Origin of the sequence: Vibrio clamense (assembly GCF_050337905.1) — a bacterium.
In the GTDB taxonomy this organism is placed as follows: domain Bacteria; phylum Pseudomonadota; class Gammaproteobacteria; order Enterobacterales; family Vibrionaceae; genus Vibrio; species Vibrio cortegadensis.
In genome coordinates this window covers 141,491-165,228 of the sequence record NZ_JAKJTJ010000022.1, presented here as the reverse complement: position 1 = coordinate 165,228, position 23,738 = coordinate 141,491, and the positions used below count along the sequence as shown (strand labels likewise).

General features: G+C 42.6%; 21 protein-coding genes. 9 read left to right on the top strand and 12 right to left on the bottom strand.

The window, feature by feature from the left end:
- Positions 1-54 precede the first annotated feature (54 nt).
- The 3 genes from L4C39_RS10085 to L4C39_RS10075 all read right to left on the bottom strand — a co-directional run bounded on the left by L4C39_RS10085 (position 55) and on the right by L4C39_RS10075 (position 5,164).
- Positions 55-1,047 carry a Wzz/FepE/Etk N-terminal domain-containing protein gene (locus L4C39_RS10085; RefSeq protein ID WP_429745664.1) on the bottom strand — a complete coding sequence of 331 codons (993 nt, stop codon included), beginning with the start codon at positions 1,045-1,047 and terminating at the stop codon, positions 55-57.
- A gap of 81 nt (positions 1,048-1,128) precedes the next feature.
- The gene (locus L4C39_RS10080) at positions 1,129-3,738 is read right to left on the bottom strand and encodes an SLBB domain-containing protein (protein ID WP_429745662.1); all 2,610 of its coding nucleotides are present in this window, start codon (positions 3,736-3,738) and stop codon (positions 1,129-1,131) included.
- Between the two features lie 106 nt (positions 3,739-3,844).
- Positions 3,845-5,164 carry a capsule assembly Wzi family protein gene (locus L4C39_RS10075; protein WP_429745660.1) on the bottom strand — a complete coding sequence of 440 codons (1,320 nt, stop codon included), beginning with the start codon at positions 5,162-5,164 and terminating at the stop codon, positions 3,845-3,847.
- Between the two features lie 397 nt (positions 5,165-5,561).
- Between L4C39_RS10075 and L4C39_RS10070 the strand changes: the two genes are divergently transcribed.
- From L4C39_RS10070 to L4C39_RS10030, 9 genes are all read left to right on the top strand, one after another.
- Positions 5,562-5,810, top strand: a complete 249-nt coding sequence (locus L4C39_RS10070; protein ID WP_136994023.1) for a hypothetical protein — start codon at positions 5,562-5,564, stop codon at positions 5,808-5,810.
- Between the two features lie 206 nt (positions 5,811-6,016).
- Positions 6,017-6,721 carry a YjbF family lipoprotein gene (locus L4C39_RS10065; protein ID WP_429745658.1) on the top strand — a complete coding sequence of 235 codons (705 nt, stop codon included), beginning with the start codon at positions 6,017-6,019 and terminating at the stop codon, positions 6,719-6,721.
- 62 nt (positions 6,722-6,783) lie between these two features.
- Positions 6,784-7,710 carry a capsule biosynthesis GfcC family protein gene (locus L4C39_RS10060; RefSeq protein ID WP_429745656.1) on the top strand — a complete coding sequence of 309 codons (927 nt, stop codon included), beginning with the start codon at positions 6,784-6,786 and terminating at the stop codon, positions 7,708-7,710.
- Positions 7,710-10,064, top strand: coding sequence for a YjbH domain-containing protein (locus tag L4C39_RS10055; protein WP_429745654.1), 2,355 nt, complete (start codon positions 7,710-7,712; stop codon positions 10,062-10,064). The genes L4C39_RS10060 and L4C39_RS10055 overlap by 1 nt, the downstream gene beginning before the upstream one ends.
- Positions 10,065-10,269: 205 nt before the next feature.
- Entirely contained in the window at positions 10,270-11,214 is a 945-nt protein-coding gene (gene rfaD / locus L4C39_RS10050) for an ADP-glyceromanno-heptose 6-epimerase (protein WP_429745652.1), read from the top strand.
- A 51-nt stretch (positions 11,215-11,265) separates the two neighbouring features.
- The gene (locus L4C39_RS10045; RefSeq protein WP_429745650.1) at positions 11,266-12,267 is read left to right on the top strand and encodes a lipid A biosynthesis (KDO)2-(lauroyl)-lipid IVA acyltransferase; all 1,002 of its coding nucleotides are present in this window, start codon (positions 11,266-11,268) and stop codon (positions 12,265-12,267) included.
- Positions 12,268-12,279: 12 nt separating this feature from the next.
- The gene (gene waaF, locus L4C39_RS10040) at positions 12,280-13,368 is read left to right on the top strand and encodes a lipopolysaccharide heptosyltransferase II (protein WP_429745648.1); all 1,089 of its coding nucleotides are present in this window, start codon (positions 12,280-12,282) and stop codon (positions 13,366-13,368) included.
- Positions 13,365-14,735: a 3-deoxy-D-manno-octulosonic acid transferase gene (locus L4C39_RS10035; RefSeq protein ID WP_429745646.1), complete on the top strand. Its 1,371-nt coding sequence runs from the start codon at positions 13,365-13,367 to the stop codon at positions 14,733-14,735. Before waaF ends, L4C39_RS10035 begins: the two co-directional genes overlap by 4 nt.
- Positions 14,736-14,739: 4 nt before the next feature.
- Positions 14,740-15,708, top strand: coding sequence for a polysialyltransferase family glycosyltransferase (locus L4C39_RS10030; RefSeq protein WP_171756856.1), 969 nt, complete (start codon positions 14,740-14,742; stop codon positions 15,706-15,708).
- A gap of 58 nt (positions 15,709-15,766) precedes the next feature.
- Here L4C39_RS10030 and L4C39_RS10025 read toward each other — a convergent pair whose 3' ends face one another.
- The 9 genes from L4C39_RS10025 to L4C39_RS09985 are packed head-to-tail and all read right to left on the bottom strand — an operon-like array spanning position 15,767 to position 23,721.
- Positions 15,767-16,318, bottom strand: coding sequence for an acyltransferase (locus L4C39_RS10025; protein WP_429745644.1), 552 nt, complete (start codon positions 16,316-16,318; stop codon positions 15,767-15,769).
- Positions 16,318-17,448: an N-acetyl sugar amidotransferase gene (locus L4C39_RS10020; protein WP_429745642.1), complete on the bottom strand. Its 1,131-nt coding sequence runs from the start codon at positions 17,446-17,448 to the stop codon at positions 16,318-16,320. The genes L4C39_RS10025 and L4C39_RS10020 overlap by 1 nt, the downstream gene beginning before the upstream one ends.
- Positions 17,449-17,451: 3 nt before the next feature.
- Positions 17,452-18,723 carry an N-acetyl sugar amidotransferase gene (locus L4C39_RS10015; RefSeq protein WP_171756859.1) on the bottom strand — a complete coding sequence of 424 codons (1,272 nt, stop codon included), beginning with the start codon at positions 18,721-18,723 and terminating at the stop codon, positions 17,452-17,454.
- Between the two features lie 11 nt (positions 18,724-18,734).
- The gene (locus L4C39_RS10010) at positions 18,735-19,544 is read right to left on the bottom strand and encodes a HisA/HisF-related TIM barrel protein (protein ID WP_429745640.1); all 810 of its coding nucleotides are present in this window, start codon (positions 19,542-19,544) and stop codon (positions 18,735-18,737) included.
- Positions 19,537-20,181, bottom strand: coding sequence for an imidazole glycerol phosphate synthase subunit HisH (gene hisH, locus L4C39_RS10005; RefSeq protein WP_171756861.1), 645 nt, complete (start codon positions 20,179-20,181; stop codon positions 19,537-19,539). The genes L4C39_RS10010 and hisH overlap by 8 nt, the downstream gene beginning before the upstream one ends.
- A gap of 23 nt (positions 20,182-20,204) precedes the next feature.
- Positions 20,205-20,975, bottom strand: a complete 771-nt coding sequence (locus tag L4C39_RS10000; RefSeq protein WP_171756862.1) for an oxidoreductase — start codon at positions 20,973-20,975, stop codon at positions 20,205-20,207.
- Entirely contained in the window at positions 20,972-21,664 is a 693-nt protein-coding gene (locus L4C39_RS09995) for an acylneuraminate cytidylyltransferase family protein (protein ID WP_429745637.1), read from the bottom strand. The genes L4C39_RS10000 and L4C39_RS09995 overlap by 4 nt, the downstream gene beginning before the upstream one ends.
- A 9-nt stretch (positions 21,665-21,673) precedes the next feature.
- The gene (locus L4C39_RS09990; RefSeq protein WP_429745635.1) at positions 21,674-22,657 is read right to left on the bottom strand and encodes a Gfo/Idh/MocA family protein; all 984 of its coding nucleotides are present in this window, start codon (positions 22,655-22,657) and stop codon (positions 21,674-21,676) included.
- A gap of 5 nt (positions 22,658-22,662) precedes the next feature.
- Entirely contained in the window at positions 22,663-23,721 is a 1,059-nt protein-coding gene (locus tag L4C39_RS09985; RefSeq protein ID WP_429745633.1) for a nucleotidyltransferase family protein, read from the bottom strand.
- Positions 23,722-23,738 lie beyond the last annotated feature (17 nt).

Sequence of the window (23,738 nt, the reverse complement as noted above, 5' to 3'; positions counted from 1 at the left end):
AAACCTAGATTTTTCTTATTTTTTTAAAACCGCCCCAATAGGCTCTTTTTTGACTTAACTTTCAGCTTCCAACTCATCTTCTTTTCTAAAAACAAACCGAACTAAAACCACAGCCACTCCTAGCATGCCACCCAGTAGGGTTGCTAATACGCAGATTAATGCACGTTTAGGGCCTGCTTTCTCTTCTGGGATCACTGCTGGGTCTACCGTTTTAAATGCAAACTCGGTTTCAACTTCAGCCAGCATCAGGTTTTTGGTCTGCTCTTCAATAAGCTGAAAAAATACCGTTCTCATGTCAGATACATTAGTTTTCTCTAACTGCTGCTCTAAGTAACCTATATTACGCTTGGTTTCATTAAGAGATTTATCTTTCATCCACGCATTTAAATCTTGCACTAACAGCTCTGCCCACTCCTGAGCGATCACTGGCGAGAAATGAGTAACAGACAGAGTCACTAAACCCGTATCTTTTGCTTCAGAGCTACTAAGGATCTTCTTAAATACTTTATATGCTTCCCAATCGGTTGGAATTTGAGATTTACCCGGTTTTACCTCTCGAACCCATTGCTCTGTTTTTACATCGTAGAGTTCCGGCTCAATCACTAAGGAATTGTCGCCTTCGTTCCACTCCGTTGCCGCCATCAGTGGCACAAGTAAGTTATGCTTGGTAATGAAGGTATTTAAGAACTGCCGTGAATTAAGCACCGCAAGAGACATGCCTTTATCATCAGTACTTCCACCGCCTAAATTGATGCCAGCCAAAGATGCAAGGCCTCCGAACTGTGATGCCATTGCAGCCATTCCGCCTTTGCCACCATCACTTGAAGAGGCAAGTACCACCTCTGCTTTGTAAGTATTTGGTTGAGAAAGCGCATATAGAACGCCGCCTACCGCAAAAACAAACGTTGTCGCGATAATGAGCCACTTACCACGCCAAAGCGCGACAAACAGTTCACGTAGATCAATCTCATCACTGCTATCTTGGATAGGGTATTGCGCTGAATATGGGTAAGGTTGATTTGATTCTTGTAACGTAGGCTTATTCATAAAGAGACTATATTTTTGAGTAATATGAAACATTGAAATGCAGCACCACAAGTAGGCGCTGCATTATACAAATAACGAGAGTTAGTCTTTAACCGCACTCCACGCGACACCAATTTGGTACAAGATTTGAGTAGCAGACGTTAGGGTGCTTAAACCATCTAGGTAATCGGTATCAATTGGAACAATGATGGTATCACCCGGAGCCAATGGCTTCTCTTTACGGCTAAACCAGAATGAGTTGTTTGGCAGGTCAACCGAGCCATCCGCTCTGACAATATAGATACGGTCAGTATCCGCTTGTTTTTTGGTGCCACCAGCGGTTGCTAAATAGTCTTCAACCGTCATCCCCGGTTTGAAAGTATGGTTAGAAGCATATTGCACTTCACCCATTACACTAATGGTTGGGTTAAGGGCTGGGATATATAGCTTATCGCCTTTTTCAAGCATCACATTGGCCGATCTGTATCCTGCCATCGCTTCTTGCAAGTTGATCACTAATCGACCTACTGCTTCTGCTTTTGCTAACTCATCAGCAATGGAGAGCGCATCCGTTGGGCTTGTGGTATAAGTCGCTGATGAATTTTGACGGCGCAGCGCTAAGCCGCCGATCTCTTGCTTAAGTTGCAAGTTAAGCAGGTCTAAACGCTCCTGCTCTTGGCGCTTCAAACGCTCACGGCTAAAAATCGCCCCTTGAGGGTAAGCAAACTCAGTAAAGCCACCTGCTCGTTGAATAATATCTTGCAAGGTTTCACCGCGTTGGAAGGTATAAGTGCCTGGGAAGACCACTTCTCCTTGCAACTCAATGATCATATCTCGTTGCCAATTCGGTTGCGTTTTCACTACGATATGATCTTGCGGCTGCACCGTTACCGTTGAATTACCGTCAAGCTCATCACTTAAAGAGAAGTTGATATGAGATACTGAGAATTTATCATTTTGCGTATTACGGCGAGTCAGGGTTGAGCTCTTAAGATAAGCTTGCTCTTTTAATCCCCCAGCGGCAGCAATTACTTTACTGATACTTTCACCTTTTGGTAAAGGGTAGATGCCTGGGAACTTCACAGCACCGGAGATTTCAATCAGTCTGGCAGGATGCTCAAAGGTAGATTGAGCTTTCAAGCGTTCAATGATTGGGCTCAATAACTCTTCACGGCTGGTTTTACGAATCTCGCCACCTTGAGAGAGAATCTGTTTATCATTAGATACCTTTAACTTGTCAGTATCTTCCGCAAGGATTACCGCGCCAGTTTCAGCATCGACATACTCTTTAACCACAGATTCAGCTTTTGCGCTGGCTTTTTTATTGGCATAAGCGCCAAACCAGTAACCCAACTCAATACCATTATCAAAAATAAACAGTTGATCGCGTTCCGCCAGCAAAAGATTATCTTTTGAGTGAGGCTTAGTGATCGCGTTAAGTAGATTAAATTGATAAACGTCGATGTCACGGTTGTCATTTTTCTCACGCACGAGCAGCGCGTATTTTAGATCGGCACTCTGTTTTAGATCGGTTTCAATTGAGCCAATGACATCACTGATTCGCATCCCTTTAGTAAAGTTGAATGCCCCTTGTCTCACGACCTCACCACGAACCGCTACCGCGTTTTTCAGTGAGTTGGATGACTGTGCAATATGAATGTCATCTCCATCTTTTACCACAAATCGACGATCCGCTGACTTAGCGAGATCTAAAGTGATTTGCTGAATACCGTTAGAGGTAAAACGTCGAACACTAACTTGAGAAAGATAAGCTTGTGGCTTCGCACCTCCAGCAATACTCAATAACTGACCAATGGTGGTGTTATTCTTTAATTCGTAGAGTGCGGGACGAATCACTTCACCCTCAAGAGTCACATTCGATGCTTTAGCTGGAACGAAAAGCGTATCTCCTGCTAATAGGCGCGCATCACTTGAGGTATCTCCCTTGAGGAGCAAGTCGTACATATCTAATGTAGCGACCACCTTGCCTTTACGCTTCAATTGAATGTTGCGCAGGCTACCCGTCTCTTTTATTCCACCGCTCGCGAGCAGTGCTTGAGTCATAGAGGTTAAGCCATTGACGTTGTAAGCCCCCGGTTGAGTGGTTTCCCCAACGATGAAGACTTGCATTGCGCGCATCGAACCCATAGAGACAACAACATCCACACCCATGATTTTTTGTTTAATTACATCTATAACTTGGGTACGAAGCTGCTCAAACGTTTGTCCTGACACCGCTAACGGGCCAAAATCAGGGAAATGAATAAAGCCTTCACGATCGATAGTTAAGCTTAAATCTTGGCTCGTCTTACCATAAACCTGTACTTTGATTTCGTCGCCTGCAGCCATAACATAATCAAGAGGAACTGGCAGGTTATCAACATTGGCAAATTCCAATGGCTCACCGAGTAATACATCATAACCAAAGGGCTTAAGCTGATCCGATTTATTCACGTTTGAAGCAGGGCGTGATTTCAATTGCGCTGTAGTGCGTTCTATTTGAGGCGCAGCGGCTTTCTTTTCGTTAGCCGTACTTGAACCTTTGCCACTGATAACGCTGATATCAACACCATATTGACGAGCAAGTTGTTCTTGCTGCGCTTTAGGTAAACTTTGAAATTGTTGCAACTGTGCTGGCGTTGGATTAAATGCTAATGCACCGGAGCTTATGGCACTGGCTATCAGAGCGAAGACTGTTTTTTTACTGAACATGTATGCTGTTGCCTGTTTCAATTAATGCTTTAGTTAGAGGCTAATGGTTCTAGGTTCTAGGTTCTAGGTTCTAGGTTCTAGGTTCTAGGTTCTAGGTAGATTGAAGCTAAAACCTAAACTCATAGCCAGTCCAAATATTCGTTTCGTTGTCTTGTTTCATTTGAGTATAATCCACACCAAAATGAACCATGCCAGATAAAGCAGGGAGCCTATAGGTGGCTTGTGTGACTTTTATTGTGTCCGTTTCAATGGTTGATTTTTTGTAGCTCACACTCATGTTGTGATCGTTGTTCAACTGAAGATAGATCGCTGCAGAAACGCTATCGTCCAATTGATAAGTATTCTGATACTGCCGTTTGTTCGATGATGGATAATCAATGACTCTAGAATCGTATCGCCACTGGTCGCTATCTTGCTTAGATGTCGCTTGTTGTGACTCAAAAACAAGACGAGCAGTATGCTCAGCTACCTCAACACTTCCACTCCACCCTATCAACCAAGCGCCAACGGAGGATAACTCAGACGTTGAAGCCAATTCAGTGTAGAGACTGTGATAAAGAGAGGATACATGAGGTAGAGTAAGCTTGGCATCCAGAGCTAATTGACTCTCTCCTTGATCGCCTAATTTATCGAACCAGTGCTGGTAGGTTAACCCATATTCAAAAATAGAGAATGGTTTGGCGACCAAACGGTTTGCACTGTGGTAGTCGAATTCAGCTTCATCTAACTTACCTAATACCGTTTCTATGCTCCATACACCCAAAAGGCTGTTCTCAGCGATATAGTTCGCACTGATATCTGGTGTGGATTTCGCGTAAGAGCCTAGAATCAAGTTATGCTGCCAACCCTGACCCCACCAACGCTCTAAGATGCCGAAAGAGAACAGCCAAGATCCGGCGTTCAAAGAGAGGTATGAGTCGTCCCATACCACCTCAGTCTCACCATTGTAATCGCTGTAACCGGATGACAAACGAAAGGCAAAATCATTATCTAGATGTTCATAACTTGCGTAAGCGCCCCACTCATCTCGGCTAAATTGGCCGTAGCTACCCGATGAACTACCCCATAAGTTACCCAGAGCCTTGGCTTCGTTACCGTAAACCAATTTCGCCCGGCGGTTCCCACGATTAAGTTTTGCCGATTGAAGTGCATGCTTTAACTGTTGGTTGGCGACTACGATACTAGAACTATCGTATTGGGCATTTTGTGGAACTAAGTTTGCAAGATCATCACCAAACAGTGACCATCGGGCAGGGTAGTGATTTACCGGAGACGAGATTTTTCCGGAATCAGACAATAAAAGTAGAGAGGAGCGTAAGAATGGATCTTGAGATTCAAGCCAAGGGGAAGAAAATACAGAGGAAGAGGTCAACATAGCAATAGCGAGCGCCATGTTACTTGGCCTTAGCCACCCATATTTTTGCATGTATTTATCCTTGTAGAACTAACCATTACGTTCATATATAAAGAGTTTTCATTCGCAGCTAGGCAAGCACGTAAATACGCTACCGCCCATTGGTGTCAACGCAAACCACACTGCGCCATCTGTCACGAAACGAGTCGTCCAGATGTTTCATTCAATTTTAATTATTCTTTTTATTTTATACTCAAAAAAGAGTGTGGTTATTATCCATATTTGCGTCTACGGTGCAATTAATAACATAAAAAACGGGGCTAGTAATAAGGAAGAGTGTTCTGTAATAATCAAAAACATACGCCTTTGGTTTACAATATGCCTCCGGTTACATTATCATCAGTAATTGAAGTTTAATATGAGCTTCAAACATCGATGTTTAAAACTGTATATTTAACAAGGAAAAGATATGAAACGTATCGCTCTAACAATGCTAGTTGCACTTGCTGCTTCTACTTCTGCTTTCGCAGCAACTGAAACTGCAGCGGCTGGTGCTTCTACTGGTGGCGCTGCTGGCGGTACTGCTGCGGCTGGTGCTGCGGCTGGTGCTGCAACAACAACGGCTGTTGCTGTTGGCGCGGCTGTAGCAGTAACAACTGTAGCTGTTGCTTCAGGCAGCAACGACGGTACTACTGGTACTACTGGTACTGCTAAATAAGCCACGACATCATGGTACAAACAGCTTTAATCGCGATTGTTTGTACCTGATTAGATAATAAAAACCAACGTGAAAGCGTTGGTTTTTTGCTATGACTCGCTCTTTATTAGCACCACAATTAATAATAAACTAACGCTCAAAGTCTAGGTTTCAACATATCCTCTGAAGGCTTACTCAAAAACTTTAATACAGGGCTGTTTTCTCTCATGAAATTCAATCATTTTGGTAGTTCTACTTGGAAAGCCGCTGGCTTGCTGGGCGTGGCGCTACTCACTGGCTGCGTACAAAAATTTTCGCATGTGAATGACACCATCAAAGAGGCCGCCTATGGCTTTGATGATATCACTATGACAGCAGAAGATATTAACAAACTGCCTTATGCCAGCAGCTATATGCGTTTTAACGACGGCGCTCGCGTGTTTATGGTGTTGGCGTTTGCTGAGAAAAACCCAGCAACGGGAAGTACTCAACTTAAGTGGGTATCATCAGACAATGCAATGGTGGTAACCGAGAATGGCAAAGTAATCAAAACGTTGAAACTGCCAACTGAAAACCTTGCTCGTCGTTCTAAAGTTATAAACCAACCCCATACGAACTCAGATTCCCAAACCCACAACGAGTGGCTAGAGGGCAAGGTTCAGCATGCAACCTATGACTGGCCTAAAGGTAATCACTACGGCTATCAAGCGGATATCACTCTAATAAAGCAGGGCAAACAGAAACTTGACTCTGTAATATGGTCGAAAAATACCACTCAATGGCAAGAGCAGGTTCATCTCCCTCAATTGGATCAGAGTTTCACTAACCAATATTGGATTACCGATAACGGAAACGTAGTCAAAAGCATTCAATATGTCGGCCCTGATATGACCCGTATCGAAATCGATATCCTTAAGCCTTTTGCGGAGTAGCTATGTCCAGAATAACTATATCCAGAATAACTATATCCAGAGTAACCATATCCAGAGTAACCATGTCCAAAGTAACTATGTCCGAAGTAGCTATGATGAATTTATCAATCAATTTGCCACTTAAATGGCTTAAGGTCGGTTTGCTGGCGCTGGCTTTGCCGTTAGGGGTTATCAGCTCTGCGAATGCCACCGACAACCGAGAGAACACAACGGTTTCAATGACTCTGCAAGGTATTGGCTTGGAGTATGATCAAAGTGTTCGACTTGATCGCGTACTAAGTGATGCTCTTAATCAGCTATATTTCGATCAAGAGTCTGTCGTTCAAGAATATGCAGCTCAAACCGCCTCTTCTTATTCTCCATACCCAGAAGGCTATAAGCTGTTTAATTTAGATAAACAGAGTCAAGCAGACGCGCTGTTCAATAGTGTTGTTCAACAGCTTGAAGCATTAAGTTCAGACATTGATTACCAACAAAACGCAGCGATGCTACTCCAGCAACTCAAGCAGGTGTCGTTCGCATACCGTGAAGATATCAACCTTGATTTAGATACGATTCGCTTAGACCCATCTCTTAACCCCTCGCTTCCTGGGTCTTATGCTTTAGAGTTAAATTCACGCCCTGATACTGTTCTTTTTTTTGGTCTTGTTGAACAAACGCAGCAACCTTTTAGCGCGAGCAAACAACTTGGCGACTACATTCAACAAACGGCTCTACTCGCTCAATCAAACAATAGCGATGCCTGGGTCATTTCCCCTGACGGCCGAACTCAAAAAGTAGGCTTCGCTTACTGGAATAACCAGCATATGAACCTAATGCCCGGTAGCACTGTTTTTATTGGCTTTAATTCTTCAGGTTTAAGCGTGTTTGATAATGATCTTAAAAAGCTAGAACAAGATATCGTCACTCTGCTTGGTTTTATACAAAACAGCTTTATAAAAAACAGCTTTATACAGACCCCCCCAATGCAATATGAGGTTAAAGGTTAATGAATACTCACTCTATTGATAAATCAACCTCACGTTCAGCACGATTCAACGCTACAGCCCTGATTTCTAGAACTCTGGTTTCTACTTCACTGTTACTAGTATTAAATCCAGCGTTCGCAAATGAATCTATCACCACCAGCGAACAAACCGTTAGCAAGTTGCACCCCGTCCAGTTACGTCCTTCTCAAACCGATTTTGGCGGTGTGGGCTTAATGCAGATGCCAAGCGGACGAATGGCAAAAGAGGGCGAGTTTAATTTTGGGGTCAACATTAATGAAGACTACCAACACTACTACACCTCGATTCAGTTGTTCCCTTGGTTCGAAACCACCATTCGCTATACTCGCGTGCCAGACATGCTGTTTAATCCAGACCCTAATTACAGTGGCGATAACTTATATACCGATAAAGGGATCGATTTTAAATTCCGCTTGCTAGAAGAGAGCTACTGGTTGCCTGAAACATCTATCGGTATCCGTGATTTTGGTGGCACAGGCCTGTTTGATGGGGAGTTTATTGCTGGTACTAAGAACTTTGGACCACTTGATGTCACATTAGGTATGGGCTGGGGTTATATTGGCCAAAGCGGCAACTTCACCAATCCATTTTGTAAAGTCAGTGACAAATTCTGCGACCGTGCGAGTGAATTTAAAGGCGCCGGCGGCAGTGTTGATTTTGAGCGTTGGTTTAAAGGCCCTGCAGCTTTATATGGCGGAATTGAATATCAAACTCCTTATCAGCCACTGCGCTTAAAACTCGAATATGACGCCAATGATTACAGCGAAGAGTATCAAACGAAGCCAATGCCTCAACATACGCCATGGAATATTGGCGTGCTGTATCAATTTGGTAATTGGGGCGATGCGAAACTCAGCTACCAACGCGGTGATACTGTTACGTTCGGATTCAATCTGTATACCAATTTTGATGAAATGAAAGCGGTATGGCGCGATGAACCAAAACAAGCGGTGTCAGCTCGACCTTCGGAGTTCACCAATGATGAAGGCGCGAATGCAGATCAAGAACAATCCACAGATTGGCAGCAGGTCGCACAGCAATTAGAAAACAATGCGGGTTATGAGCAAAGCACTATTGAACAAGATGGCGATACCTTAATTGTAACGGGTAAGCAAGTTAAGTACCGCAACCGTGATGAAGCGGTTGATCGCGTGGCCGCCATTCTTGCAAACGACACTCCGCAGACAATTTCGACTTATCGTATCGTTGAAAATAACCACGGTATTGACCTAACAGAAACTCAAGTCGATGCAGAGCAATATCGCCAAGCCGCGACTTATCAGTACATTGGCGCTAAAGCGAGTGATGCAACGCAGCAAATTGAGCCACATAGTGAAAGCCAACAGAAAAGTGCATCAGACGGCTCAACAAGCTCAACGCTTGCGACTAATAAAGAGCGCTGGAATGTTGGTTTATCACCTGTACTGTCACAGTCTTTAGGTGGGCCAGAGGCGTTCTATCTATATAACATCGGTTTCAATACGGATGCTAATGTGTGGCTGACGGATAACCTAGAAGCAAGTGGTTCAATCTACTTTAATTTGGCGGATAACTACGACAAATTTAACTACATTGAGCAAAACCCACACATCAACAACTTCGCGGTTCCTCGTGTTCGTACTATGTTCCGATCTTATGTACATGATAACCCTATACGCTTGAGTAATTTGCAGCTCACTTGGTTTGAACAACCGACTGATGAGATTTATACCCAAGCTTACGGTGGCTACCTAGAAACCATGTTTGCTGGTGTAGGTGGCGAAGTACTGTATCGACCAATGAACAAGAATTGGGCCATTGGTTTAGATGCCAACCTTGTTTCTCAACGTGACCCTGATAGCTGGTTCGGTACTTTTGATTCAGCCTATGTGTATTACGACGGCTATGATGCTAGCAATTGCTCTCCTGGCCAAGTTAACTGCCAAGCGTATGTGTTAGATAAAGGCACAACAGGACAATTAACCGGTTACTACATGCCTGAATGGTCTCTATTGCAGAACACGCTATTTAAGGTGAGTGTCGGTAAATTCTTAGGCGGCGATATGGGTACCCGCGTCGATTTCTCTAAGCAGTTTAAATCAGGCATGATTGTCGGTGCGTTTGCAACGGTAACGGATTTAACCACCGAAGAGTATGGTGAAGGCAGCTATAACAAAGGTTTCTACATCTCGATTCCATTTGATATTTTAACCGTTAAGCCAAGCACCAGCCGCGGCAATATTGCATGGCAGCCAATTACTCGTGATGGCGGACAAACTCTGAACCGTAAATATCACCTGTTTGATGAGACAGACGCAAGAAGCCAGTGGTATCAGCGCCCTAACAGCGTTGAGTAAACCATGAAGCGACGACGTACGAATCTAGCGGACTCATAAATAAAGAGCACGCAAATAAAAAACCAAAGGCTGGCATTATTGTCAGCCTTTTTGTTTGAATCGATATCCATACTTACCACTTAAACCCAACCCACATGACATACTCGTAACCATTTCTCTTCTCTGCTAAAATTCTTAAGTATTTTTTATCTTTGGTGGAATATTTATGATTATCGTTACTGGTGGCGCTGGCATGATTGGCAGCAACATTGTTAAAGCATTAAACGAATCGGGCATTAACGACATTCTAGTTGTCGATAATCTAAAAAATGGTAAGAAATTTGAAAACTTAGTGGATCTTGATATCACCGATTATATGGATCGTGATGATTTTCTGGTTCAGCTAATGTCTGGCGAAGAGTTTGGCCCTATTGACGCGATTTTCCACCAAGGAGCTTGCTCTGATACAACTGAAACAGATGGAAAATTTATGATGCTCAACAACTATGAGTATTCAAAAGAGCTGCTGCATTACTGTTTAGAGCGTCAAATCCCATTCCTTTACGCGTCATCAGCCGCAATTTATGGTGATCGCAGCGACAACTTCATTGAAGAGAAGCAATTTGAAAGTGCACTGAATGTTTACGGTTATTCTAAACAGCAGTTCGATAACTATGTTCGCCGCTTATGGGAAGATGCAGAAGCGCACGGTGAAACGCTTTCTCAAATTACCGCTCTGCGTTATTTCAGTGTTTACGGCCCGCGCGAGCAACATAAAGGTGAGCAGGCTTCACTCCCATTCCAACTGAACCAACAACTCAACGCAGGAAATGCGCCGACTATTGTCGCTGGCAGCGAACACTTTAAGCGTGACTTCGTACACGTGAGCGATGTTGTCGCGGTAAATCTTTGGTTTTTACAAAATGGTATCTCTGGTATTTACAATGTCGGAACGGGCCAAGCTGAATCTTTAGGCGATATGGCTAAAGCTGTTGTTCAGTATCATGGGAAAAGTGAGATTGAGGCGATTGACGATCCAGCGTTATTGAAAGAAACCTATCCGGAATTCGCTCAAGCTGACTTAACCAAATTGCGAGCGGCAGGATGTCAGCATCAATTTAAATCCGTAGCGGAAGGTATCGCTGAATACATGCCAATGATTAATAAGTAATGGGTTAGAAAGACACTCTGGTATTTAGCGAAGTATCACTCTAGAAAAATTATGAATAAAAACCAAAACGATTTTGATCCTAAAGCCTATAACCCCACTTTTGAGTGGCGATTTCTTGCGCCTAAATATTGGGGAACCTGGTTAGCCGTTATACTCTCCGTGCCATTTGCCCTATTGCCACTCAAAGTACATAAATGGTTAGCACATTTGATTGCGTCACATATGATCAAGTCCAATCGTAATGCCGTTAATAATATCAGAGCTAACCTCTTGCACTGCTTTCCTCAGCTCGATAATACCGCTCGAGAGACATTAGTGTATAAGAGCTTGTACTCTGCTGGAATCGTGATGATGCGATTCAGTTTGCTTTCATCACGTTCAGCAAAGTGGCTACAAGCTAATACTGACATGATCAACAGACACTATATGGATCAATGCATAGAACGAGAAGAGAAGTTTGTTCTTTTCGTTCCACACTCTTGGGCAATTGATGTGCCAGCCGTGGTATTAGCTTCGCAAGGTATCCCTTTAGTTGCCATGATCAAGCAGCAGAAAAATCTGATATCCGATTGGCTGATGCACCGACAACGAGTGCAATATGGTGGTAGGGTTTATGAGCGCTCTGCCGGAATAAAACCTTATGTGAAAGCCATTAAAGGCAACTACTTTGGCTATTACTCACCCGATCAAGATCATGGTGAAGAGGTAAGTGAGTTCGTTGATTTTTTTGCCACCACCAAAGCCACATTTCCAGGTTTAGCAAAGGTTGCAAAGCTATCTAAAGCGATCGTCATTCCTACTTTCGCTTCCATAGATCCAGAGACAGGCCGTTACGTGATAGAGTTCCTTCCTCCGATAGCGCAAAATGGCAGTGATGCAGAGAATGCGCGAGAGATGAATCAAGCGATTGAGAGTTTTGTCGGAAAACAACCTGAACACTATATGTGGACGCTACGATTTTTACGCACACAGACCGATGGACGTCATTTCTACCGAGAAATGCGATCACGCTATGCGGAGCAAGTAAGTGCGTCACAAAAAGATAATGAATAGAGAGACGAAGTGATGTCTGCAAAAAAAATTCTCATTATTGGTCCATCTTGGATCGGTGATATGGTGATGTCGCAATCACTCTACATGACTCTCAAACTGCAAGAACCAGACGCTTTGATTGATGTCTTGGCTCCGGCGTGGTGCAAACCAATCCTAGAACGTATGCCGGAGGTCAATCAAGCCATTGAAATGCCTCTTGGTCATGGTGAGTTTAATTTCTTTGGCCGTCGTGGCTTAGGAAAACAGCTGAAAAATGAGCATTACACACACGCTTATATCCTGCCAAACTCAGCCAAGTCAGCTCTGATCCCTTGGTTTGCAGGCATTCCAACCCGTATTGGGTGGACAGGTGAAATGCGTTACGGTTTGTTGAACGATATTCGCCCGAACAAAAAATCGTTCCAATATATGGTTGAACGATACATTGCTCTTGGCTATCCAAAAGTGAACATGATCGATTCGAGTTCGCTTGGCGGATTAGACAAACAACCCTACCCTAGCCTACATATTGATAAAATCGCACAAGATGCCGCTTTAGAAAAGCATCAGCTCAATCGTAGCCAAAAGGCCATCGGTTTAAGCCCTGGCGCGGCGTTTGGTACTGCAAAAATGTGGTCGCAAGAGCACTATGCTACTGTCGCTGAAGCAATGTGTGAGAAAGGCTATCAAGTATGGATATTTGGGTCTCAAAACGACTTACCGGTTTGTGAAAACATTGTCAGCCGCATTCCATCAGAGCTTCACTCCAACATTCATATTTTGGCGGGAAAAACTTCGTTAATTGAAGCAGTTGATCTACTGGCTGCATGTGAAAGCGTGGTGAGTAATGACTCAGGATTGATGCACGTGGCATCGGCGGTCGGTTGCTATGTGGTCGGCGTTTACGGCCCAACTTCTCCAGATTATGCACCGCCATTAACTCATACTGGCGATATTCTTTACACTGGTATTGAGTGCTCTCCATGTAAAAAACGCGAATGCCCACTTGGTCATTCGAAGTGCATGAAAGAGTTGTACCCTACGCAAATTTTAGAGTGCTTAGAACGTCAATCAGTCAAAGTACTAGCGAAAGAGCAACCAAACCAAGCGAGTGAAGCATGATTGTTCGCTTGATCTATACGCTACTGCTTAGCTTAGCTTCCCCCCTATTATTGTTTGGGTTATATAAGTCGAAACCCAATAAGCCTAAGTTTGGTTCTCGTTGGAAAGAGCATTTTGGCGTCACGCCTCCGCTTATCAATGCAGCAGAAAACAGTAATATCAAGCCTGTTTGGGTTCATGCTGTGTCGGTAGGGGAAAGCATTGCCGCCACGCCACTGATCAAAAAAATGCTAGAGCAAAACCCGCAGCAACCGATTATTGTGACCACAACAACAAGCACGGGTGCAGAGCAAATAGCCAAGTTAGCAAGTGCTCACACAATGATTGAACACCGATACATGCCACTGGATTTTACTTTTGCTGTAAAAGGATTCTTGAAAGCGATTCAGCCAAGTAAAATGCTTATCATTGAAACCGAATTGTGGCCAAATACGGTTAACGCAGTAAACCAAGCCGGCATTCCTATCTATGTGGTGAATGCGCGTCTATCTGAAAAATCTTTCCTGAACTACGCTAAGGTTCAACCGCTATTTAATCAAATTGAAAAATGTTTGACGAAAGTGCTATGCCAATTTGATTCCGATAAGGAACGCTTTGCTCAGCTTGGTGTTAGTAAAGAGAAGCTAGTGACCACAGGTTCGATAAAATTCGATATCACTATCTCTGATCAAACCATTGAACAAAGTAAAGCTCTACGGGAACAGTTAGGCGTTGATCGCCCAATATGGATTGCAGCTAGTACGCATAAAGGGGAAGACGAGCAAGTGCTTGCTGCTCATGCAGAAGTATTAAAGCAGCATCCTGATGCGTTGCTGATCCTTGTCCCTCGCCACCCTGAACGTTTTGATGAAGTTTTTGATCTATGTAAAAGTTTAAAATTTACAAGCACGAGGCGCACCTCGGATGAAACTATCACCGTTGGAGCCTCAGCTGCTGGAACCTCATCAACCGAAGCTTCGGCAATTAAAGACCTAGCAACTAAAACCCTATCAACAGAAACCCAAGTCTATCTGGGTGATACTATGGGTGAAATGCTAGTACTGATGGGCGCAGCAGATGTCTGTTTTATGGGCGGTAGCTTACTCGGCAAGAAAGTCGGCGGGCATAATGTGTTAGAGCCTGCCGCTTTGGGTATCCCTATCATTACTGGACCGAGTTATTTTAATTTTAAAGAGATTGTTGAAGCATTGCATGACACACATGGTATTGTGATTTGTTCAAAGTCATCAATTCAAGCTCGACTACTCGAAATATTCAATGAGCCAGCGACTGGTAAGTCTATGCGCAATCAGGCTTTAAAGGTTGTTAAACACAATCAAGGCTCCATATCTAACTCAATACAATTATCTGATAATCAAGGTTCGTAAGCATATGAATGTTTTCGTCATTACCTCTCCCTTCCAGTACATTTGTGCCAATGAGGCAAGAGTACACTTTGGCACCACCAATAATCTATTAGTTCTCGTTGAGCAGGTTGCTGAACGAGGAAAGAAAAACATGGAAGAGATTCTCGATGAGAGTGTTTGGGATAAAATTATTCGCATTCCTCGTAGCAATCGAACTTTTCATGTCCCGAAAGTGATTAATAAGATCAAAAAGCACCACTCGCATATTGATCACCTTTTCTTAAGCGAATATCACGGTTGGAGAAGTAATGTATTTATACAAAATGTCTTGGCCGACAAAATTATTTATCTGGATGATGGACTCGCAACCTTAGTTGAATACGAAGAAGAGATCCGCCCCCAAAAATCTTACACACGAAAACGTCTTCTGAATGATTTCCTACTACGAATTCAAGGCATAGCACCGCCGAGTTCAGTCGGTAGGCTCCCTAACTTTGAAATGTTTACCGTTTTTAAGTTGCCAGAAGATAATATCAAGTTACACAAAAATACAATGTCTGACTTGAGATCAACACTAGACAGTAAAGCATGTTTTGACCCTAACGGTCCGATTGGTTTTATTGGAGAGGCGAATGTTGGTGTGTATAAAGAAGGGATTCAGCCTGAAGGATATTTAAGTACCATAAAATCAGTTATCCAAGAGTCCGGAAAAAGAATGATTTATTTTCCGCATAGAATGGAGCAAGATGATATTTTCAAAGCAGTTTCAGAGCTTGAAGGTGTCACCATACATAACTCTTCATCTCCAATCGAAAGAGAAATTGGTAAAGAAAAGATTAAATTATCCAAACTCTACGGCTACTCATCTACGGCTCTCTATACTTTATCGATTATATACAGCGAAATCCCTCTCCAAGTACTTAAAAATGAAGACTTAGCCGGTACATTATCTGATTCATTTAATCAGTATTTAATGAAACAATTTGAATCTTAATAAAAAGTAAAAAGCCTACATTATGTAGGCTTTTTAATACTATCTTATCGTGAGTACGCTAGCTCTCATCTAGGTGTTTAATCACCCTAGCGGGGTTACCTACTGCAACACAATAATCTGGTACTGATTTAGTTACGACAGATCCCGCACCAATCACACTATTTTTACCAATGGTAACACCAGGTAAAATCACCACATTTGCACCGATCCAACAACCCGCTTTTAACTTAACGGATTTGGCAGGATAAAAACCTTGAGCAAAAATAGGTTTACTGATGTCATCATAGGCATGAGTATCAAGATAAATATGTACTGAAGATCCAATAAGCACATCATCTTCAATAATAATCTCTGCACCGTCGGGCTCAGGATCTGCATGTAACATACTGCCAGGCCTAATTGTAACGTTATTACCTAGCGTAATTTTATCTGTGGCAACCGCATAAACACCAGCACGAACAGAAGCCCCTTCTCCCATTGCTTTAAATTTCCGACGGCACAAGAAATTTCCTAAACGCTTAGAGTGGAGCATCCAATGCGTCAGAGGCATATCAGGTCCAATTCTTGGAGCTTCTAGCCAGAATTTAAATTTGCTGTAGAGCTTTTGCATCACTCCTTCCCTTTCAGCGGAATTTTATCTAATTGGTATTTAAGCTTCCACTCACCATCTACTTTCTCCCAAAGATCATGGTTGCGGAACTTCTCTACAGTTTCCCAGAATTGCTCTTCTGTTATATCGTGAAAGCGTAGGAAATGATTTAGATCGTTACCAGGGAACTCACCTTGCAAACGATTGACGATATCAACAGCTTCATCTCTTGTCATTCTATCGTTCCAGATATCATAACAAGTTTGGTCTGTCGCACGCCAAAAACCAAACTTTAGGTACTTGAACCAAATATTAATTTCACACAACTTTTCATCAATATTATCGTAATCTAGGAAGTTTCCTGGGAGTGGGCCAGCCCTACGCCCAACAAAACCACGCTCTTTGACAAACTCATAGTTTTGTCTACCGTACCAACGTAAGAAGTGACCAAGGTAAATGCTCTTCACGCCAGCATCTTGCAACTTCTGGTAATCAGGGTATTTGTAGAAGAAGATATCTCTTTCAGAAATATCATCATCAAGCCAGTCATGGATAGTCTTCTCTTTGATGAGGTCACTTTTGTTGATCGCTAGAGCAGAAGGCTTACTCTCTGCACGCTGCAAACCACCAAACTCAAAGGCGATATCTTCCCCCCAAACCACCAACGGTACGTCATAAATTAGAGCGGTATTCACAACACTTGAAAACATAGCACAGTGCTCTGCCCAGTTAGGCTCACCTTGACGAAGGAAACATTTCTGTCTGATCTTACGAAAAACACTTGGTTTAATGGTGATTTTCATATGATCGACATTTAAGTCTTTAATCATTTCGTTAAGGTTATCAATACCTTCTGTAGTTGGCACGTGAGCCGCTAATGTCACACAAAGCACTTTCAGGCCATACTCTTCAGCCAATACCGCTGCTTGATACCAACTATCTTTCCCCCCACTCACTGCAACAATACAGTCATAAAATGGGTTGTTTTGAGCCTTGATATCATCCACGATGGCATCAAGCTCTTTTCGACGCGCAGTCCAATCGATAGTTTCTTTGATCTCTTTCGTACGACAAGCATTACAAAAACCACGATCATCGAGAACAATACCAGGCTTCGTATCAGGCATTACACAATTTGAACAAAATTTCATAATTTACCCTTCTTTCGCCTTAAAGTTTTCTTCATCAATGTAAGTACGGCCTAGTAAAATATACTCATCATCGAAAGATTGAGATTCCAGTAGATCTGTCTGCTTGTACTCGCGAGGATCTTCAACGGCGAGCTCTTGCTCGTTTTCTGAAAGTTGAAGATCTAAGACAGACTCTTTTAGTACCCACTCACCTGCGTCGTCTTTTTCCCACACTTTAGAATCGCGGAATTTATCAATGTACTGATAAAATTCATCTTCTGTTAGCTCCGCCCACTCTAAGAAGCGGCCCAGTGCCTTTGGTTTTATTGGTAAGTATTGGCGAATTAATGCTAAACCTTGTTCACGAGAAATACGCTTCAAGCGAATATCTCTGGCTACATGGTCGTTCACTTTGGCATAACCAAATTTCAAATATTTAATGTAGTCATGAACACTGGCATTATTGGCACAAGCGATAGATTCATAACGGTTGTACGTGCGTTCTTGTTCATGCGTTTCATAACCGTAACGCTCAATCATATTTTCAATTTGTTGCTGCGAATCCCATTGAACATAGTTACCTACATATAATCCACGCACTCTCGATTTTTCTAACTGCTCATCTGAAGGATATGTAAATGCTTGTAGATCTTTTACCGAAACCTTTTGGCTGCCGCCAATAAGGTGCTCTGCATCCACTCCACGTAGAGCATGTTCTTTGCGAACCTTTTTGGTCATTTCCACTCTGTCGTGATGGCTGAACATTCCCACTTGATCTAGCCAACCATTAACACCCCAAATAATCAGTGGGATATCCAGTTTTGTCGCGACTTGAACTGGGAATGTCTGACTGCCTGCCAGTACATGCCAATACATGTCACCCATATTTTCTAACGTTAAGCGGGTAATCTCTTTGACTGTATCCGGGCCCACTGTTGATGTCATATGATCACAATCAAGTTCAGTAATAAGACGAGCGAGGTTTCTAATACCGACTTTGGTTGAGAAGTGAGTGTTATAGGTAACAAGCAACGGGTTTAGGCCGTATTTATTCTTAATCAAATCAACAATGAAGAAATCATCTCCCACTCCAGTCACAGGGATCACACAATCGTAGTGAGAACCAGTTCTGACCTTATAGTGAGCCAATAATTGCTCTAGCTCTTGCTCTTTCTTCTGCCAATCAATTTGGTATTTTTCTTCGTGCACACGGCAACCACTACATACTCCATCATTATCGAGTATTAAATTAAGCGCGTGGTTTTCTGGATACAAACAACGTTTACAATATTTCATAATTTATACACTTAGTAGGGGCGACCAAGGAAATCCAACTCAAAGTTTTCATATTTCACTTCTGAGCTTAATCTCACGTTCAAATTTGCACTTCTCATCTGGGCTTTAGCCGCAATAGTACTGTGTTCCATATGTTGGAAGATGTTTGCTGCAGCCAACGCTTGACATCCACCTTCAATAGCACCGTCGGCAAGCTGATCAAAACGACCAATACCACCAAGAGCTATCACTGGAATAGAAACATTATCGCTAACACTGCGAAGTAACTGGGTGTCATATCCTTCTCGGCTACCATCTCTGTCGACAGAGTTCAGTAGAATTTCGCCTGCGCCAAGAGATTCCACTTTTTTAGCCCACTCAACAACATCTAAATCTAATGTTATACCTTGTTGATAATCATAAACTTTATAACCATCATCTTGTTCAATTGCATCAATAGAGACGGTAATGCATTGGCTACCAAAAAGAGACGATGATTCAGTAATAAAGCTTGGCGTTTCAATCGCTAATGAGTTGATAGCAATTTTGTCCGCACCGGCTTTTAAAAGCTGACGGATATGATCGATGCTCTTAATACCACCACCGACAGTTAAAGGAACAAAACACTCTCTTGCCGCCCAACTCACCAACTCTAGGTTTGGCTCTCGTCCATCTTTTGTTGCATCAATATCATTAACGACAATTTCATCAACATCCCAGTTTACAAAAAAATCAATCGCCGTTTTTACATTACCAATCGGCAAGTATTTTTTAAAACCGAAGCTCTGAACAACAAGCTCACCTTTTGTAATTATGCATGGAATTAATCGAGTTTTAAGCATCACTGCCACCTGTTGATTGAATTTGAGCCCAATCTAAAAAGCTCTTCATTGCTGCCAAGCCATTCTTCTGACTTTTCTCTGGATGGAACTGCATCCCAACCACATTCTCTTTCTGCACTGACGCTGTCATTTCGATGCCATAGTCAAAAGTTGCTAGCTTATATTCTGCCGAGCAATTAACCCACAGACTATGTACAAAATAAAAATCTTTATCATCATGAAGGTAGTCAAATACACTCTGATCTTTTTGTAAAATCAATGAGTTCCAACCCACATGAGGTACACGCAGTCCTTGACCCGGTTTCATGTATTCCACTTTACCAGGGATCCAACCAAGTCCTGTTGTTATTTGAATCTCTTCCGATGATTCAAATAACAACTGCATACCAAGACATATACCGAGAACTGGTTTTTTCTTAGTCATCACTTCATGGGTTAGTACATCCACCAGTTGTTTTTCATGCAGCTTTTTCATAGCATCAGGAAAAGCGCCAACACCGGGTAAAATAATACAATTTGACGCTTCAATGATAACGGGATCATTGGTGACTTGAATCTCGTAGTTTCCGACATGGTTGATCGCATTTTCAATAGAGCGAACATTGCCCATATCATAGTCAATTATTGCTATTTTCATTTTATTCACTTTGAATGTTTTCGTTACAGGCTAAAGCCATCATCGACGATTATGTTCTGTCCAGTGACGAACTTAGATTGCTCTGAAAGTAAAAAGAGTACTGAACCAATGATTTCTTCGACGTCCAGCATACCTGCACCGTGAGTATTACTCTTGTATGCTTCTAAAAAAGCATCAGGCTGATGATCAAAAATACCACCAGGGCTCACACAGTTAATTCTGAATCGGCTATCGTTAACATAGGCCGATGCGTATTTGTTTAGGTGCAAAATAGCGGACTTAATTGCCGCATATTCAACAGGCATAGTCATTGGTGTATTGTCGTAAATATCAAACTTAGGTGCAACCACCCCATAAATTGAAGAAATGTTAACCAGTGAGAATGGTGTTTGATTATTCTTAAAATAAGCGGCACATTGCTGAGTAAATAGAAACGCGCTGCCTAAATGCAATGATAAATTTTCGTTAAAGCTATCTAATGACACATCAAAAAAGTGTGCACCATAAGTTTTGTTGCGCGGGTAAGTACTATTAACGGCACCAGTAATATCATTCCGGCAAGCAAAGAACGCTTTCATATCAGATTCACTGGTTACATCCAGCTTCACAAGTTCTAGCTCCGAACTTCCAATATTTACATCTTGGGCAATGAGTTTTTCACTCATCAATTCAAGGTTAATATCTGCCGCAATGACGTTCGCACCCTGCTCTAAAGCGTGCTTTACCACTTTTGCACCCAGTAAACCGCCTGCACCAGCAATCAGTACTTTGTGATTATTTAATAAACTCTTCATTCTCGGTATTCCTGTACAATCGCTTCAGCTAGCTTAAAGTCATAAATATCATCAATATCAACCGCACGCTCTTTTGGTACTTCAATACTAGTCACCTTCCCAGAAAACAACCCATAATGATTTGATACAAACTCTGGTGTCGTTGCATACACAACCGTGGTGATATCAAAAACTTCAGGTGCATCTTGACGACGAGTGACATCTGAGTCTGGTTTATTCACCAACTCCACAAAGCCATCTTGCGTCTCTTTTACCATATTAAAGAAAGGGCTACGGCTTGCTGGGGTCACTGAAATACAGATATCGGCATCGACGTCGCAACGCTTTTCAATTGCAGCTTCTACATCCACAACGCCACGAAGTGGACTTGTCGCAGGTAAGCTAACAAAGCCCTCAAATTTACCGTAATGTTCATTAGCCCACTCAATGGCATGACGCCATGATAGCCACTCAGGGCTTGTATCTGTGGCGAGCTCCTCTGGTCTTTCAATCAATATCGCACCTGATTCAATCGCCACCTTTGCAATATCGGTGTCATCAGTCGAAACAAACACTCTGTCGATAGATGGCGATGCAAGTGCTGTATCAATGGAGTATTGCAACAGCGGCTTTCCAGCTAACGGCTTAATATTTTTTCCAGGGAGACCTTTAGAGCCTCCTCGAGCAAAAATGAACGCAAAATTTTTCATTCTATTTCTCTATAGCTTACAAGCTTTGTGCTTAATATCGTTAATTAGGTGGACGGTCGTTACTGCTTCTGCCAACTCTGTACACGTATGCCCATTTTGCCCAATCATCTGTACAAAATCTTTTATCATAGCAACGTACATCTTATTCTTATCCCACTCAGGTTCACTATAAAGAACGCGAGTTTCTGTTGCAGTCGTCAAAGTAAGCTGGTTCTGAATCAAGTCCCAATCTATTCGCCCGTAGCTCCCCACAAAGCTGCATTTTCTATGCGCTTTGCGCTGTAAAAAATCCAAATGAATGGTCGCGACAGCACCAGTATCGGTTAATGCGGTGATATCCGCCATGTCCTCGACCTCTAAATTAAGCTCTTCAGAGGAACGTAATAAAGCATGCTGTAAATGAAGAGGCCCTAGCAGCCACTGAGCATAATCTAACTCATGACTGAGTTCAAAGAGAGCCCCACCACCTAAATGTCTATTGGCCGACACACAATCTCGGTAATCTTTACTTGGACGCCAGTCTGGTAGGTATTGACCAATTTCAATATGCGCATTGTACAAGGTACCAATCACCTTGTTATCGAGCAATCTCTTCAGCTCCTTGGCTGAAGGAAGATAACGTAAGCAATAGCCTACCGCGACAGGCGTACCATGCTCATCTATCGCTTTTTGAATTGAATCGGCATCTTCACTCGTGGTTGTTACTGGCTTCTCTATTAACGTAGGAATACCAGCTTCAATCAATGGGATTGCATGCTGAGCATGAAAAGGGGCCGGCGACGCAACAATAACCAACTCAACTTTCGCTTCTATTAAAGCTTCAACACTCGCCACAATTCCGTCGCTATCACTGATGGCTTCTTCCGGTATGCGTCCACTTGCCGACATAACCAGCAATTCAGCCCCTGGAAATACAGCCTTCAAATTACGACGATGACGAGTGGCTATATTACCCAACCCAATTACAGCAACTTTATTAATGATGCTATTCATAATCATTAATCCAACCCTAGCGTATGAATATCCGCTTGCGCACGATTAAAGTCATCCATACGACCTATATCTAACCAATATTCATGAATAGGGAACATGAGAATATTTTCACGCTCAACCATATGCTCTTCAAGCAGTGTTGGCATGTCGATATGGTGGTTCTCGGGAACGGATTGAATTACTCTCGGCGACACAACATAAATACCAGCATTAACAAAGAATCGTTGAATTGGCTTTTCAACCATGCTGGTAATTTTATTGCCTTCGCCATTGATAACCCCATAAGGGATCTGATAATCATATTCACGAACGCACATGGTTGCATCTGCTTGATTTTCTGTATGGAACTCAAGCAACCGTTGAAAATCAACCTTCGTCAAAACATCACCATTCATCATGATGAGTGGCAGGTCTTGCGGTAAATCTTTTGGTAAAAGGCCTAATGCTCCACCCGTTCCTAGCGGCGACTCTTCGTAAACATAAGTGATGTTAACGCCCAAATCGGAGCCATCGCCAAAATGTTGTTCGATCTGCTCTGGCATATAGTGAGTTGAAATATAAAAGTTTACAAAACCAGCCTTAATAAAACTGCGGATCACCGTTTCTAAAATAGGTTTGTTACCAATTTTTAGCATCGGCTTAGGGCAAGTATCGGTCAATGGTCGTAAACGAGTACCAAAACCACCAGCCATTAAGAATACCGGATTTTGATAAACAGGACGGCTTAATGCGCCGTGTAATGTTTCAAGGCCAACGACTTTACCCTTATTTAGCAATGGAATAGACAGAATTCCTTTGCTCTCCATTTCCGCAATAAGCTCATCTTTAGGGGTATTTATATCAGCGGTTGTCGGTGAGATGTTCATGACGAGCTGAACTTCAGCATTTAACGGTAAATTATCAAGCAAACCACGTCTGATATCACCATCAGTCACAACCCCTTTTAAGCTGTCCTGTTCATCAACAACAAGCACAACCCTAAGTGATTCATTATTAATAATTTCCAATGCATCACGCAGTGTACTGGTTGGCTTTATTAATACATTTTTCCAGCTATGACTCATGACTTACCTTCATGTTT